This is a genomic window from Kluyvera sp. CRP, from assembly GCF_019930565.1.
Taxonomy (GTDB): domain Bacteria; phylum Pseudomonadota; class Gammaproteobacteria; order Enterobacterales; family Enterobacteriaceae; genus Kluyvera; species Kluyvera georgiana_A.
Map to the genome: position 1 here is coordinate 3,796,539 of NZ_CP082841.1, position 14,842 is coordinate 3,811,380.

Annotated in this window: 14 protein-coding genes; 4 read left to right on the forward strand and 10 right to left on the reverse strand. The window is 55.4% G+C overall.

The window, feature by feature from the left end; genetic code table 11:
• The first annotated feature begins 294 nt into the window (after window positions 1–294).
• Window positions 295–1,326, forward strand: coding sequence for an AI-2E family transporter (locus K7B04_RS17985; protein WP_167575776.1), 1,032 nt, complete (start codon window positions 295–297; stop codon window positions 1,324–1,326).
• Between the two features lie 3 nt (window positions 1,327–1,329).
• On the opposite strand, the gene K7B04_RS17990 is transcribed toward K7B04_RS17985, so the two are convergent.
• The 8 genes from K7B04_RS17990 to K7B04_RS18025 form a co-directional block, all read right to left on the reverse strand.
• Window positions 1,330–1,503 (reverse strand): GhoT/OrtT family toxin, encoded by a 174-nt coding sequence (locus K7B04_RS17990; protein ID WP_163446438.1) that lies wholly within the window; start codon window positions 1,501–1,503, stop codon window positions 1,330–1,332.
• A 198-nt stretch (window positions 1,504–1,701) separates the two neighbouring features.
• A complete protein-coding gene (locus tag K7B04_RS17995) occupies window positions 1,702–1,938 on the reverse strand; it encodes a hypothetical protein (protein WP_223802670.1) in 237 nt (78 codons plus the stop codon).
• A 111-nt stretch (window positions 1,939–2,049) separates the two neighbouring features.
• The gene (gene patD / locus K7B04_RS18000; protein WP_223802671.1) at window positions 2,050–3,474 is read right to left on the reverse strand and encodes an aminobutyraldehyde dehydrogenase; all 1,425 of its coding nucleotides are present in this window, start codon (window positions 3,472–3,474) and stop codon (window positions 2,050–2,052) included.
• 14 nt (window positions 3,475–3,488) lie between these two features.
• Entirely contained in the window at window positions 3,489–4,304 is an 816-nt protein-coding gene (locus K7B04_RS18005; protein ID WP_223802672.1) for an ABC transporter permease, read from the reverse strand.
• Window positions 4,294–5,235: an ABC transporter permease gene (locus K7B04_RS18010; protein ID WP_223802673.1), complete on the reverse strand. Its 942-nt coding sequence runs from the start codon at window positions 5,233–5,235 to the stop codon at window positions 4,294–4,296. Before K7B04_RS18010 ends, K7B04_RS18005 begins: the two co-directional genes overlap by 11 nt.
• Window positions 5,236–6,249: an ABC transporter ATP-binding protein gene (locus tag K7B04_RS18015; protein ID WP_223802674.1), complete on the reverse strand. Its 1,014-nt coding sequence runs from the start codon at window positions 6,247–6,249 to the stop codon at window positions 5,236–5,238. It abuts the gene before it with no gap.
• 17 nt (window positions 6,250–6,266) lie between these two features.
• Complete coding sequence (ydcS, locus tag K7B04_RS18020) at window positions 6,267–7,412, reverse strand: putative ABC transporter substrate-binding protein YdcS (protein WP_223802675.1); 1,146 nt, start codon at window positions 7,410–7,412, stop codon at window positions 6,267–6,269.
• 296 nt (window positions 7,413–7,708) lie between these two features.
• Window positions 7,709–9,121 (reverse strand): PLP-dependent aminotransferase family protein, encoded by a 1,413-nt coding sequence (locus tag K7B04_RS18025; RefSeq protein ID WP_223802676.1) that lies wholly within the window; start codon window positions 9,119–9,121, stop codon window positions 7,709–7,711.
• A gap of 229 nt (window positions 9,122–9,350) precedes the next feature.
• Between K7B04_RS18025 and K7B04_RS18030 the strand changes: the two genes are divergently transcribed.
• From K7B04_RS18030 to K7B04_RS18040, 3 genes are read left to right on the forward strand one after another with little or no spacing between them, the layout of a single operon-like run.
• Window positions 9,351–10,751 (forward strand): cytochrome ubiquinol oxidase subunit I, encoded by a 1,401-nt coding sequence (locus K7B04_RS18030; protein ID WP_223802677.1) that lies wholly within the window; start codon window positions 9,351–9,353, stop codon window positions 10,749–10,751.
• On the forward strand, window positions 10,748–11,758 hold the full coding sequence (gene cydB, locus K7B04_RS18035) for a cytochrome d ubiquinol oxidase subunit II (protein ID WP_223802678.1): 1,011 nt from the start codon (window positions 10,748–10,750) through the stop codon (window positions 11,756–11,758). Before K7B04_RS18030 ends, cydB begins: the two co-directional genes overlap by 4 nt.
• Window positions 11,758–11,883, forward strand: a complete 126-nt coding sequence (locus tag K7B04_RS18040; RefSeq protein WP_223802679.1) for a DUF2474 domain-containing protein — start codon at window positions 11,758–11,760, stop codon at window positions 11,881–11,883. Before cydB ends, K7B04_RS18040 begins: the two co-directional genes overlap by 1 nt.
• A gap of 123 nt (window positions 11,884–12,006) precedes the next feature.
• On the opposite strand, the gene K7B04_RS18045 is transcribed toward K7B04_RS18040, so the two are convergent.
• Window positions 12,007–13,977, reverse strand: a complete 1,971-nt coding sequence (locus K7B04_RS18045; protein ID WP_223802680.1) for a U32 family peptidase — start codon at window positions 13,975–13,977, stop codon at window positions 12,007–12,009.
• Between the two features lie 199 nt (window positions 13,978–14,176).
• Window positions 14,177–14,752, reverse strand: coding sequence for an XRE family transcriptional regulator (locus K7B04_RS18050; RefSeq protein WP_163446449.1), 576 nt, complete (start codon window positions 14,750–14,752; stop codon window positions 14,177–14,179).
• Window positions 14,753–14,842: the final 90 nt, after the last annotated feature.

Sequence of the window (14,842 nt, forward strand, 5' to 3'; positions counted from 1 at the left end):
GTTGCGCCAGTGGTGCTCACCGCAGAAGGCAGAAAAAGAAGGGAAAACAGTGAATTGAGTAGAAATGTACGTCCTGAACATATTGTCCATAAAATTACAATTATCCGCGGTATTGCTTCTCATCATTGCGGATTAAAATTGTCCTCAGTAGTTAAACACAGCTAATTTCTAACACAGTTGTCGAAGTATCTCAAAATGTTTTCAAATCTTTACGGATGTTGTTTGATGTACATTCATTTATTATAAGCCAATTCGCAATTATCATAATCAGCAGAGTTTATAGCAGGAGCTATCATGTCCAGGCCGATCATCACGCTTAATGGATTAAAAATCGTCATCATGCTCGGCATGCTGGTTATCATTCTGACGGGGATCCGTTTTGCTGCGGAGATCATCGTCCCCTTCGTGCTGGCGCTGTTTATCGCCGTGGTGCTCAACCCGGTTGTTCAGCTGTTGGTACGCTGCCGCGTACCACGCGTGCTCGGCATCTCGCTACTGATTGTCGTGATTATTCTGCTGGCCGTACTATTACTGGCCTCACTCGGCACATCACTCAACGAACTGACGCGCACGCTGCCTCAGTACCGCTCGTCACTGGCGGTACCGATCTATAATCTGCAGCCGTGGATGCAGCGATTTGGTATCAGCGTCAGCCCTGAAGAACTGATTAAATATATTGACCCCAATGCCGCCATGACATTGGTTTCACGCCTACTGACCCAACTCTCGAACGCGATGTCGTCTATTTTTCTGCTGCTGCTGACGGTGGTGTTTATGCTGCTGGAAGTGCCACAGCTACCGGCGAAACTTCAGCAGGTCATGTCCCGTCCGGTAGAGGGAATGGCGGCGATTCAGCGAGGGCTGGACAGCGTATCGCACTATCTGGTGCTGAAAACGGCGATTAGCCTGGTAACGGGTCTGGTTGTATGGGGCATGCTGGAGCTACTGGGCGTCCGTTTTGCCTTTATCTGGGGGCTGCTGGCCTTTGCGCTCAACTATATTCCGAATATTGGCTCGGTGCTGGCGGCGATCCCCCCTATTTTGCAGGTTCTGGTCTTTAGCGGCTTTTACGATGCGCTGATCGTACTTGCGGGGTATCTGGTGATAAATCTCGTCTTTGGCAACATTCTCGAGCCCCGCATCATGGGACGCGGCCTGGGGCTCTCCACGCTGGTGGTGTTCTTATCGTTAATATTCTGGGGCTGGCTGCTGGGTCCGGTCGGTATGCTGCTGTCCGTGCCGCTCACCATTATCGTGAAAATTGCGCTGGAGCAGACCGAGGGCGGTAAAAGCATCGCTATTTTGCTCAGCGATCTCAGTAAATAGCCATCAGAATAGCGACAGCAGCAGCGCAACGGGGAAACTGAACGGCCACGTTGCGCCGATTAAAAAGGTGGCAATCAGACGGATTGAGGTGCTTTCTTTGGTGAGAAACCAGGTAATTCCGGCGCAAATAACCGCCATGATGGCGTAGAAAATGAGCATATGTTGGTACAGCGTCACCAATTGAGTCCTTACCATTGATCGTTAAAGCGGCGCAATATGCTACGTTTTTTGACGTACATCAAGTTTTTCGCCGCTTTTCGCGTGAGGCTATTCAGTCCACGCAGATCTATCTCCAGATAAATTAACTGCGTGAACGATTAAAACTAAAGTCACGGTACGCCGATTTAGTTTTTCATGCTGTGATTCAGCTTACACTTAGCGTTTTGGTTTGGAGGCGGCAAAAATGCTGTCGGTGGTCGGATCGCTTACATAATGATTCGGATCGTACTGCGGAATTAAATTCACTTTTTCGGCATCCCAGGCTTCAGCCAGGCAAGCCGCTGTTACGTGGTTATCGCCATCACAGGCGGCAATGCGGCCTGCTGAATAATAAATGCCTGTACCCATTAAAGCCGCCGCGGCAACGACGCTGCACACAATACTCTTTTTCATCTCTCTGACTATGCCCGGTTTTACAACGGCGCGGATCCTCGCACGTTGCTCCGGGCATGTCAAAACTGCCGCGCGGCGCGGCAGGTTTGTCCCCTACCCCAAAGGGAGTAATCAGTGCTTAATCATCACATGCCGCACCACGGTATAATCCTCCAGACCGTACATCGACATATCCTTGCCGTAGCCTGACAGTTTTTGCCCACCATGCGGCATTTCGCTGACCAGCATAAAGTGGGTGTTGACCCAGGTGCAGCCGTACTGCAAGCGCGCGCTCAAGCGATGCGCGCGGCCAACATCCTGCGTCCACACCGATGAAGCCAGCCCATATTGCGAATCGTTAGCCCATGCCAGCACCTGCTCTTCAGTGTCAAAGACGGTCACGCTGACAACCGGGCCAAACACTTCACGTTGGACGATATCATCCTCCTGGTGAGCGCCCGCCAGCAGCGTTGGCTGGAAATAGAACCCTTTCCCCGCCACCTTTTCACCGCCGGTTACCACTTTGACGTGCGGTAAGGCTTTGGCGCGCGCGACGGCATCGCTAACGCGCGTGAGGTGTGCCTGGGAGCTCAACGGCCCCAGTTCGGTGCTCTCATCTTCCGGCGCCCCCAACTTCAGGCTCGCCACCGCCGCGCCAAGTCTGGCGACCAGCCGGTCGTAAACGCCCCGCTGCGCGTAGATACGACAGGCGGCGGTGCAATCCTGCCCGGCGTTATAGAAACCAAAGGTTCTGACCCCCTCAATAACCGCATCAATATCGGCATCATCAAAGACGATCACCGGCGCTTTCCCACCCAGTTCCATATGCGTGCGCTTAATCGAGGACGCCGTGTGCGCCAGAATATGCTCGCCGGTGGCAATCGAGCCCGTCAGCGAAACCATCCGCACCTTTGCATGCCCGGTCAGCGGATCGCCCACGGTTTGGCCGCGACCAAACAGCACGTTCAGTACACCTGCCGGGAAGATATCTTTCGCCAGCTCAGCCAGTGTCAGCGCCGTGAGCGGCGTGATCTCAGAAGGTTTCAGCACCACGCAGTTACCTGCCGCCAACGCCGGAGCCAGCTTCCACGCCGCCATCATTAACGGATAGTTCCACGGCGCGATCGACGCCACCACGCCAATCGGATCCCGGCGAATCATTGAGGTATGGCCTTCCAGATACTCCCCGGCAGCCAGCCCGTTCAGGCAGCGCGCTGCACCGGCGAAGAAGCGGAACACATCCACCACCGCCGGGATTTCGTCGTTCACCACGCAGTGCAACGGCTTGCCACAGTTGAGCGATTCGAGCCGGGCGAAGGTTTCTGCGTGCGCTTCAATAACGTCTGCCAGTTTTAACAAGCACTCCGACCGCTGTTTCGGCGTCGTTTGCCCCCACTGAACAAATGCGCGGTCGGCGGCATTCACCGCCGCATCAACCTGAGTGGCCGAAGCCTCGGTAATCGTCAGCAGGATCTCGCCCGTCGCCGGGTTATAGACCGGCTGCGCGTCGCCTTCACCGGCCACCAGTTCACCGTTAATCAGTAACTTATGTTGCATAGCATGATCCTGTTTTAGTTAAATGTCGTCCCACCGCCAGCGGCTGTTTCGTCTTCGCGCGTCAGCCACCACGCCCCTAAAATCGGTATCATCGTCAGCACCATCACCAGCAGTGCTACCACGTTGGTCACCGGCACATCGCGTGGTCGGCCCAATTGGTTCAGCAACCACAGCGGCAACGTACGCTCGTGGCCTGCGGTAAACGTGGTGACGATAATTTCATCAAACGACAGCGCAAACGCCAGCATGCCTCCTGCCAGCAGCGCCGAGCCAAGGTTCGGCAGCACCACATGGCGGAAGGTTTGCCAGCCGTTGGCGCCGAGATCCATTGACGCCTCCACCAGGCTCCATGATGTACGGCGAAAGCGGGCAATCACGTTGTTAAAAACCACCACCACGCAAAAGGTCGCGTGACCAATCACGATAGTGAGCAGCCCCGGCTCCAGATTCACCGTCTTAAACGCCGTCAGCAGCGCCAGCCCCGTGACAATGCCGGGTAAAGCGATGGGAAGGAGCAGCAACAGCGATATCGCGCTTTTACCAAAGAAATCCCGCCGCCAGAGCGCTGCTGCAGCAAGCGTGCCAAGTACCAGCGCAATCGCCGTCGACAGGGTGGCTACTTTAAGTGACAGTGTCACGGCCTCGTAGATATCGCTGCGCCCTGCCGCTTCGCTAAACCAGCGCAGCGTCAGGCCCTGCGGCGGAAAGCTGAAGGCGGCGTCTTCGGTGTTGAACGCGTATAGCGCAATAATCACCAACGGAAAATGGAGAAAAATCACACCGCCACAGGCGGCGATTTTGAGAAACCACGGTGCGCGATCAGAGTGCATCAAACGCTCCCAGACGTTTCACGAACGCCAGATAGAGGGCAATCAGCACGATGGGAACAAGGGTAAATGCCGCCGCCATCGGCATATTGCCGATCGCCCCCTGCTGGGAATAAACCATATTGCCGATAAAATACCCCGGCGGCCCCACCAGCTGCGGGACGATAAAGTCTCCAAGGGTTAGCGAGAAAGTGAAAATCGACCCCGCGGCAATCCCTGGAATCGCCAGCGGCAATACCACATGGCGGAAAGTCTGGCGCGGCAGCGCGCCAAGGTCCGCTGAAGCCTGCAGCAGCGATCCGGGAATGCGCTCGAGCGCAGCCTGTACAGGCAGGATCATAAAGGGCAGCCAGATATAAACGAACACCAGAAAGCGCCCCAGCCCCGACGTCGAAAGAGTATTCCCCCCGATCCCCGGTAGCGTCAGCACAGCCGCCAGCACCGGCTGCAAGCCCAGATGGCTAAGGAACCACTGCGCGACGCCGTCCTTCGCCAGCAGTAGCGTCCACGCGTAGGCTTTCACAATATAGCTGGCCCACATCGGCAGCATCACCGCCACGTAAAAGAAGGCCTTCTGTTTACCGCGGGTATAGCGCGCCATATACCACGCCATCGGAAAGGCCAGCAGCGCACTGGCGACGGTTACCGCCAGCGCCATAACCAGCGTTCGTAGAATGATGTCGTAGTTGGCTGAGTTAAATAGCGCATAGAGGTTTGCCAGCGTGAGCGTAGGCGTGACCGACATGGTGAAGTCATCGAAAGTGTAGAAGCCCTGCCACAATAGCGTGAGCAGTGAGCCAAAATAGACGATGCCAAACCACATCAGCGGCCCGAGCAGCAACAGGAATAACCCTAACGTCGGCTTACGCCAGAACAGACTGGATATTTTCCCGGCATTGCGGGCAGGAGGAACAGGCGACATGCTCATCTCCATTCACCTCCCTCCATCCAACGCCACCATGGCATCTCGCGGCCAGGAAGCCAGTACTTCGCCGCCGACCGTTGGCCCTTCAGCATTTAGCCCGACGGAGAAGTTTGGCTGGCTGACCAGCAGCCGATCGCCGCTTTCCAACAGCAATTCATAGCGCGTCGCCGCGCCTTGATACTGCACCGCCTGCACCCGGCCTTTTACCTCTACTTCACCACCTTCATTCAGGCGAATATGTTCAGGGCGCAGTGCCCAGTTTCCGCTCATGCCGCACAACGTTTCGGCCATAGCCGGATTAAACACGTTCGACGTCCCCACAAAGCTGGCCACAAACGGCGTACGTGGCCGCAGATACAACGCGCGCGGCGTATCGACCTGTTCAATGCGCCCGCTGTTAAACACCGCCACCCGGTCGGACATCGACAACGCTTCGCCCTGATCGTGGGTCACGAAGACAAAGGTGATGCCAAGCTCCTGCTGGAGCTTTTTCAGTTCGAACTGCATCTGTTCACGCAGCTTAAGATCCAGCGCGCCCAGCGGCTCATCAAGCAGCAGCACGCGCGGTTCATTCACCAGCGCACGGGCGATCGCCACCCGCTGACGCTGGCCGCCGGAAAGCTGCGAGGGTTTTCGCATCGCGACAAATCCCAGCGCCACCTTTTCTAGCGCCTGCGCAGCTTTAGTCTGCCTCTCTTTCTTGCCCACCCCTCTAACCATGAGTCCGTAGGCAACGTTATCGAGCACTGACATATGCGGAAACAGCGCGTAATCCTGAAAAACGGTATTGACGTCACGCTCCCACGGGGGAAGTTCGCTGGCATGGCGTCCAAAAATCGACATCGCGCCGCCGGACAGTTGTTCAAACCCGGCAATCAGACGCAGGCAGGTGGTTTTGCCGGAGCCTGACGGCCCCAGCATAGAAAAGAACTCGCCGTCATGGATGGCAATACTCACGCCATCCACCGCCCGAACGTCGCCATAAAACCGCGAGACGTCATGAAACTCGACTGCATAGGTCATGATGAGCTCCCGACTGATTAACGACCGCCCATAATCGCAATGTAGTCCTGCGTCCAGCGGCTATAGGGGACATATTTGCCGCCTTCAGCAATCGGGGTTTTCCAGAAGGCAATCTTGTCGAAGAAGCTGTAGCCATTGGTTTCACAACCTTTGTCGCCGAGCAACGTACTGGCTTTACATCCGTCAGCCACCACCGGCAGCGAGCCAAACCAGGCCGCGACATCTCCCTGGACTTTTGGCGTTAACGACCAGTTCATCCATTTGTAGGCACAGACCGGATGTTTAGCGTCAGTATGGAGCATGGTGGTATCCGCCCATCCGGTCACGCCCTCCTTCGGGAACACCGTGGCAATCGGCTGACCTTCGCCTTTCAGGCCGTTAGCTTGATACGGCCAGGCGCTGGACGCGACAACGCCTTCGTTTTTAAAGTCGCTCATTTGCACCGTGGTATCGTGCCAGTAGCGGTGAATCAAGGCATGCTGATCGCGCAGAACCTTAAGCACGGCCTGATATTGTTCTTCAGTGAGCTGGTAAGGATCGCTAATCCCCTGCTGCGGCTGCGTCGCTTTGACAAACAGCGCCGCATCGGCAATGTAAATCGGGCCATCATAAGCCTGCACACGCCCCTGATTCGTCTTGCCATCCGGTAGATCCTGCTTCACAAAGACCACGCTCCAGGAGTCTGGCGGCGTAGGAAACGTTTTGGTGTTATACATCAGCAGGTTTGGCCCCCACTGATAGGGCGTACCGTAGACTTTTCCGTCAACGTTAAACCAGGCGCCTTTGGCGAGCCTCGGGTCAAGCGTTTTCCAGTTTTCGATAAGCGCGGTATTAATCGGTTGCACGCGTTTGCCCATAATCAGGCGTAGCGAGGCGTCACCGGATGCGGTGACCAGGTCATAGCCGCCTTTTGCCATCAGGCTGACCATTTCGTCCGAGGTAGCCGCCGTTTTGACGTTCACCTGACAGCCGCTCTCTTTTTCGAACGCGGTCACCCAGTCATACTGTTTGTCGGTCTGACCACGTTCGACATACCCCGGCCAGGCAATAATATCCAGCCGCCCTTCCCCCTTTCCCAACGATGTCGGCGGTTCGGCGGCGTGGGCCGTGGCGATCGTCACGACCAACGCGCACAGGCTGCTGTGGGCAAATTTCTTGCTCATAAAGTTTTTACTCCTGTCACAATGAAATGGAGCGGCAGCCGTGCCGTTAAAAATATCTCCCTGTTTAAAAATAGACGTCACTAAGCCACTCACCTGCGCCGCAGATAAAAATTTGCACAGGTTGTGACAAAGGGCGCATTCCGCAAAATGAATGAGTTGATGCTGATAATATGGATTATAGACAAGGAGTTACCAGCCAGGAGCGCTATGCGTATTTCCTATGACCGGTGCAATGAAATATCCCCTTAATTAGCATGAATATTATTAAGGGGATAATCTGGAATAAGCGTTTGTGATTAATTCAGCATCTGGCGAATAAGTTTACCGAGGGTTTCCACCGCATGGTCTTCTCTTTCTCCCCAGCCCCAGGCGGTATTAAAACGAAAGAATGACGCCCAGTTGTCAGTCGTTGAAAACATTTTGCCCGGCGCAATGCTGATCTGATGTTCCAGCGCACGTGTGCTTAACGTTCCAGCATCCATTCCCGCCGGCAGTTCCAGCCAGAGAAAATAGCCGCTGTCATTGTGATGAATACGCACTTCAGACGGAAGCGAACGCATCAGCGACTGCCACGCCATCTGTTTTCGTTCCGCTAGCTGACGACGCAGGCGCCGCAGATGCGCGTCATAACGCTTGGTCGCCAGATAATCGACCAACGCCAGCTGCATTGGCGAACTGGTGGAAAGCGTACTCATCAACTGTAAATGTTGAATGCGGCGGGCATGCTTGCCCGCCGCAACCCAACCGATGCGGAACCCCGGCACCAGACATTTAGAAAACGAGCTACAGTGCAGCGTCATATCCTGCTTGTCCCATGCCTTTGCGGGCAACGGCTTTTCGCGGCCAAAATAGAGTTCGCTGTAGACATCATCTTCAATCAGCGTGACGTTATGCGCAGTGAGGATCTCAATCAATCGCGCCTTTTTCTCCGGCGTCAGCGTAAAGCCTAGTGGATTCTGGCTGTTGGTCATCAGCCAGCAGGCCTTTACCGGATAATGTTGCAACGCCTGTACCAGCGCATCGAGATCGATCCCCTCTTTCACATCGGTCGCTATCGAAAGCGCCTTTAGCTTCAGCCGCTCTAACGCCTGTAACGCGCCGTAAAAACACGGGTTCTCCACGATAACCCAGTCGCCGGGCTCCGTGACCGCCTGCAGGCTCAGGTTTAGCGCCTCCAGCGCCCCGGCGGTAATGACAATCTCATCCGGCGAAATGGTCATTCCCTGTAATGCGTAGCGACGTGCAATTGCATGTCGCAGTTCATCGTTACCCGGCGGCAGGTTTTCAATCACGCTCATGGCCGTCGCGGTTTTACTTACCTGAGCCAGTGAGCGGTTCAGCTGCGGCAATGGAAAAAGACGCGGGTCAGGAAACGCGGAGGCAAACGGCAGCACCGCCGCGTTGCGGCTGGCCTGCAGGACCTCGAAAATATAGGTGTTAATGTCGACGGCGTTATCAGGCATGACCTGTGGCGCAGAGGCCGCGGCACGCGGTGAAACAGGGTGTGGCGCGACATAGTAACCAGACTGCGGGCGCGCGACGATTCTGCCCTGGCTCTCCAGCAGTTGATAAGCATGACTGACCGTCATAAAACTCATCCCACTGTTGACCACCTGCTCGCGTAGCGAAGGCAGCTTATCACCCGGTTGCCATACCCCGTGGGCGATCTGTTCCGTCATTTGCGCAGCAAGACGCTGGTACTTTTTCATGATCAATTCCGCTAGCTCTGTCTTACCAGCATTTTATATCAGCGTTAAAAAAAATGCATTTTTATGTAACTGATATGAGTTTCAAACAGTGAACGCCCAGCGTGTTTACATAACATAACGTCATTAGCATCAGTAAACTGTTATCAATTAAAACACCCAGACTGTTTCTGCAACCCAAACCACAAGCTTCGTACAATCGCCGGGAGATATTTATTTCCCCGGAGTCAGCATGTTCGGTCTTGATGCGTTTCACCTCGCGCGAATTCAATTTGCCTTTACCGTTTCGTTTCACATCATCTTCCCCGCCATCACGATTGGCCTGGCAAGCTATCTGGCGGTGCTGGAAGGGCTATGGCTTAAAACCCGCAACCCAGTCTGGCGCTCGCTGTACCAGTTCTGGTCAAAGATCTTCGCCGTTAACTTCGGCATGGGGGTCGTTTCTGGCCTGGTCATGGCCTATCAGTTTGGCACTAACTGGAGCGGCTTCTCGCAGTTTGCAGGCAGTATTACCGGCCCGTTACTGACCTACGAGGTGCTAACCGCTTTCTTCCTTGAGGCGGGTTTTCTTGGCGTGATGCTGTTCGGCTGGAAGCGCGTCGGGCCGGGCCTGCACTTTTTTGCCACCTGCATGGTCGCCCTGGGAACGATCATCTCTACCTTCTGGATCCTCGCCTCCAACAGCTGGATGCAGACCCCGCAGGGGTATGAAATCGTCAACGGTCAGGTTGTTCCGGTTGACTGGTTCGCAGTGGTGTTTAACCCATCCTTCCCATATCGACTCCTGCACATGTCTATCGCCGCGTTCCTGAGCAGCGCGCTGTTCGTTGGGGCGTCGGCGGCCTGGCATCTGCTGCGCGGCAACACGTCGCCTGCCATACGCGTCATGTTTTCCATGTCATTGTGGATGACGCTCATTGTCGCCCCCATTCAGGCGATGGTCGGCGATATGCACGGTCTTAACACCCTCAAACATCAGCCGGCAAAAATTGCCGCCATTGAAGGCCACTGGGAGAACCCGCCGGGAGAACCGACGCCGCTACTGCTGTTCGGCTGGCCGGATATGGAACAGGAACGTACCCGTTATGGACTGGAGATCCCCGCGCTCGGCAGCCTGATCCTCACCCATAGTCTGCACAAACAGGTTCCTGCGTTGAAGGAGTTTGCCAAAGAAGACCGGCCAAACTCGACAATCGTCTTCTGGTCGTTCCGCATCATGGCCGGGTTGGGCATGCTGATGCTGCTGCTCGGCGTTGTCGCGCTGTGGCTGCGCAAGAAGCAGACCCTCTATACCTCGCGTCCGTTCCTGTGGTTCGCGCTGCTAATGGGGCCATCCGGTCTGGTGGCGATCCTCGCCGGCTGGGTGACCACGGAAGTGGGCCGCCAGCCGTGGGTGGTTTATGGTTTGCAACGCACAGCAGACGCGGTTTCCGCACACGGTGACCTGCATATGAGCATCAGCCTGTTGACCTTCTTCGTGGTGTACAGCTCGGTCTTTGGCGTGGGCTACAGCTACATGGTGCGTCTGATTCGCAAAGGGCCGCAGCCTTTTAACCCTGAACCACACGGTACGCCAGCACGTCCGCTCTCTGCCGCTATTGAGCCACAACAATCTAAGGAGGAGCGCGCATGAGCCTCGATCTGTCCATTATCTGGTTTGTGATTATCGTTTTTGCCACCCTGATGTATATCGTGATGGATGGCTTCGACTTAGGGATCGGCATTCTGTTCCCCTTCACCAAAACGGCCCAGGAGCGAGATGTCATGGTGAACAGCGTGGCCCCGGTGTGGGATGGCAACGAAACCTGGCTGGTACTCGGCGGCGCAGGATTATTCGGCGCGTTTCCGTTGGCCTACGCGGTGATCATCGACGCGTTAACGATCCCGCTCTCCCTCATGCTGGTGGGGCTGATATTTCGTGGCGTCGCCTTCGAGTTTCGCTTTAACGCCACGCCCTCTCATCGCCCGTTCTGGGACAAGGCGTTTATGGGCGGTTCCATTCTGGCTACCTTCTGCCAGGGGATCGTCGTGGGTGCGGTAATCAACGGTTTCCAGGTCACCGACCGCGCTTACAGCGGCGGCGCTTTCGACTGGCTGACGCCGTTTACGCTGTTTTGTGGCGTTGGGCTGGTTATCGCTTACGCGCTGCTGGGTGCCAGCTGGCTGGTGATGAAAAGCGAAGACGCGCTGCAAGCCAGTATGCGACGCGCCGCGCGCGGGCTGCTGCTGGCGCTGCTGGCCGTGATCGCTGGCATCAGCCTGTGGACCCCGCTGCTGCATTCATCCATCGCCACGCGCTGGTTCAGCTTGCCCAATCTCTATTATTTGCTGCCCGTACCGCTGCTGGTACTCGCCGTCAGCGCGCTGCTGTGGCGCCATCTGGGGCAACCGGAAAGCCACGTGCCGCCGTTCATTCTGACGCTGGCACTCATCTTTCTCGGCTTTAGCGGGCTCGGCATCAGTATCTGGCCTGCGATTATTCCACCGTCTATCACCTTGTGGCAGGCTGCCGCGCCGGTGCAAAGCCAGGAATTTATGCTGATTGGCGCGATATTTATCATTCCGGTAATTCTGGTGTACACCTTCTGGAGTTACTACGTTTTCCGCGGCAAAGTGCCGCAAAATGAGGGGTACCACTGATGAAAAATCGCTGGATGTCGCGAATATTCTGGCTGGTTGCATTGTGGGGAGGCAGCGTACTGACGCTAGCGGTGGTGGGGAGTTTATTCCGCTTACTGATGACCGCTGCCGGGTTTAAATCCTGAGAGAATACCCGGCACATTTTCGTCACTCTATACCCGCAAACGTCCGGCATAACGAGTGAAAAAAGGCCGGAAAGCGTAATGGCTTTCCGGCCCATATCACCAGAGTTGCTGCTCGCTGGCGGACTACAACGGTGAGCTTTTACGCTTCGGCAACGTTTTCAGCAAATCATCCGGGCTTACCGACGCCACCACGCTCCCCGGCAGGGGCATTTTCAAAATGTGATTTTTGATTTTGCCAATCACGTGCATTTCACATGGGCGACAATCAAACTTCAGCGTCAGCACTTCATCACCGTTAATCAGCTGCATCGGCGTCGCCTTCCAGCTTTTAATCGATCCTTTTGCCTGCTTCGGACACAGATTGAACGCAAAACGTAGGCAGTGCTTGGTGATCATCACCGGGACATCGCCCTTCTCTTCATGCGCTTCATACGCTGCATCGATCAGCTGCACGCCATAGCGGTGATAAAACTCGCGCGCTTTATGGTTGTAGACGTTCGCCAGGAAGCTGAGATGGCTTTCCGGATAAACCGGTGCCGGGCTGGCGACGGCTTTACGGCTACCGCGAACATAGGCGTTGAGACGCGCCCGATCGAGCAAATCGACGGTTTCACGGCGCAGCTGGTTGAGTTGGCTGTTGGGGACAAACAACGCTTCCGGCAGCATCACATCAACGTTCCGCGCGTAGTACAGCGTTTGCCCGAGTTTAGCGACGCCGTCATGCAACTGAGTGAGCGCTTTATCAGCGTTGTTCGCCGTCGCAAACTCGCCGTCTAACGTGTGGGTCACCGTGACGCCATCTTCACTGGTCAGCGTCAGCACCAGCTGTTCCTGCCAACCGGAAAGCTCGATATCCACTGCGATACGACGCTCGCTGGAAGTTTTCAGCAGCGCCTGCTGCCAGTTATGGTCGAGGTTACGGTTCAGCACCTGATGCGGTCGCGCCTTATGCAGGTCCGCCGGCATTTCGTTCGGCCAAACGCGATAGCGATTTTCGCCGATTTTTTCCACCGTATTGGCACGAAAACCGACGACTTCACGTTTGATCAGCACATTCAGGCCATCGCCGTTCGCCAGCGGTTCGCTCACCTCAACATCCAACGTCTCTTTGTTGACCTTCAGCACTTCGCCCACTGGCAGACCAACAAACTTCGGTGAGTCGAAGGCGCCGATGTTCATCTGCCGCTGGTTGACGAAGTAGTCCGTGCTGCCGCGATGGAAGGTTTTATCGGTCGACGGAACAAAGAAATGTTCGGTACGTCCCGCGGAAGCGCGAGCTAAATCACCGCGTTCTTCAATAATGGCGTCAAGCATCTGGCGATAATGGGCGGTGATGTTCTTCACGTAGCTCATATCTTTGTAGCGGCCTTCAATCTTGAAGGAGCGCACGCCCGCATCAATCAGCGCACCCAGGTTGGCGGTCTGATCGTTGTCTTTCATCGACAACAGGTGTTTTTCAAAGGCGACCACGCGTCCCTGATCATCTTTCAGGGTATACGGCAGTCGACAGGCCTGAGAGCAATCGCCGCGGTTGGCGCTACGCCCGGTCTGGGCATGCGAGATATTACACTGGCCGGAATAAGCCACGCACAGCGCACCGTGGATAAAGAACTCGATGGTGGCGTCGGTGGCCTCGTGAATCGCTCTGATCTGCTGAAGATTCAGTTCGCGCGCCAGCACGATCTGACTAAATCCGACGTCGGAGAGAAATTTAGCCTTTTCTACGCTGCGGATATCACATTGCGTACTGGCGTGGAGCTCAATGGGGGGAATATCCAGCTGCAAAATTCCCATATCCTGCACGATCAGCGCATCAACGCCCGCGTCATACAGGTTGGTAATCAGCTTTTGCGCCGGTTCGAGCTCATCATCATGCAGGATGGTATTCAGCGTAATAAAAATTTTGGCGCCAAATTTATGGGCAAACGGCACCAGTTCGGCGATATCCTGCAAGCTATTGCTGGCGTTATGGCGTGCGCCAAAACCGGGGCCGCCAATATAAACGGCATCAGCGCCGTGCAGAATGGCTTCGCGGGCAATTGCCGTATCGCGTGCCGGGCTAAGAAGTTCAAGATGAGCGTTTTGCTGGCGCATACAGTCGGAGTTATCCAGTAGGGTCACAAAATGGCGGCTATTGTAGCCAGAAGCTGCGATAGACGAAAACAGTTTCCATCGCTTCTGCGCCGCGGTTAGCTGAATTTCGGCAACCTATTGCCGAAATGGTCATTTCCGCTTGCATCATCAATAGGTTAGAGTCAGCCCCGTATTCCGGACTTTCCTCGTAACGGCCACGTTATGGTTCATTGTCGTGATTTGCCGCAGGCCTGCCTGCGGCTTTTTCTTTTGGATAATGAATAATAGAGTGGAAATGCACGGTTTGCTCGCCGCTGTTGCGATAAGCGTGCGGGAGATCGCCCGCAAACCGAAGCCCTTCTCCCGCCTCAAGGCGACGCCATTCCCCCTGAATGCACATATCCAACTGGCCGCCGATCACCACCACATGTTCAATCACCCCTTTTTCATGCGGAGTCGATTCGCTTAGTGCGCCAGGCGCCAGGGTGATCGAGAAATGGTCAAAGCACAGTTCAGGATCCCAGGGAAAGATCGGCGTCACCACCATCGCTTGCTGTTGAGGGTCGAACGACTGCTCGCCGTCTGCTTCCGGTGGGGTAATAAAAACGGAAAACGGGACGTTCAGGCCCGTGGCGATTTTCCACAGCGTCGCCACCGTGGGGCTGGATTCATTACGTTCAATCTGCCCCAGCATCGCCTTGGATACACCGGTTTCTTCTGCCAGCTTTGACAGGCTCCATGCCCGTTCCTGACGCAAATTTTTAAGCGTCGCCGCCAGATGTTGCGCAATATTCATTCGGCCTCCATGTTTTCTATCGCCAAAGTATACCTCACCTGCGCGCTATTTACGTCCGTGAAGCACAACATTGTACGTTATAACGCACAA

Bases quoted from the DNA above. Each gene is read 5' to 3' on its own strand.
- K7B04_RS17985 (WP_167575776.1), top strand. From the start codon at position 295: ATGTCCAGGCCGATCATCACGCTTAATGGATTAAAAATCGTCATCATG.
- K7B04_RS17995 (WP_223802670.1), bottom strand. From the start codon at position 1,938: ATGAAAAAGAGTATTGTGTGCAGCGTCGTTGCCGCGGCGGCTTTAATG.
- patD (WP_223802671.1), bottom strand. From the start codon at position 3,474: ATGCAACATAAGTTACTGATTAACGGTGAACTGGTGGCCGGTGAAGGC.
- K7B04_RS18005 (WP_223802672.1), bottom strand. From the start codon at position 4,304: ATGCACTCTGATCGCGCACCGTGGTTTCTCAAAATCGCCGCCTGTGGC.
- K7B04_RS18010 (WP_223802673.1), bottom strand. From the start codon at position 5,235: ATGGAGATGAGCATGTCGCCTGTTCCTCCTGCCCGCAATGCCGGGAAA.
- K7B04_RS18015 (WP_223802674.1), bottom strand. From the start codon at position 6,249: ATGACCTATGCAGTCGAGTTTCATGACGTCTCGCGGTTTTATGGCGAC.
- ydcS (WP_223802675.1), bottom strand. From the start codon at position 7,412: ATGAGCAAGAAATTTGCCCACAGCAGCCTGTGCGCGTTGGTCGTGACG.
- K7B04_RS18025 (WP_223802676.1), bottom strand. From the start codon at position 9,121: ATGAAAAAGTACCAGCGTCTTGCTGCGCAAATGACGGAACAGATCGCC.
- K7B04_RS18030 (WP_223802677.1), top strand. From the start codon at position 9,351: ATGTTCGGTCTTGATGCGTTTCACCTCGCGCGAATTCAATTTGCCTTT.
- cydB (WP_223802678.1), top strand. From the start codon at position 10,748: ATGAGCCTCGATCTGTCCATTATCTGGTTTGTGATTATCGTTTTTGCC.
- K7B04_RS18040 (WP_223802679.1), top strand. From the start codon at position 11,758: ATGAAAAATCGCTGGATGTCGCGAATATTCTGGCTGGTTGCATTGTGG.
- K7B04_RS18045 (WP_223802680.1), bottom strand. From the start codon at position 13,977: ATGCGCCAGCAAAACGCTCATCTTGAACTTCTTAGCCCGGCACGCGAT.
- K7B04_RS18050 (WP_163446449.1), bottom strand. From the start codon at position 14,752: ATGAATATTGCGCAACATCTGGCGGCGACGCTTAAAAATTTGCGTCAG.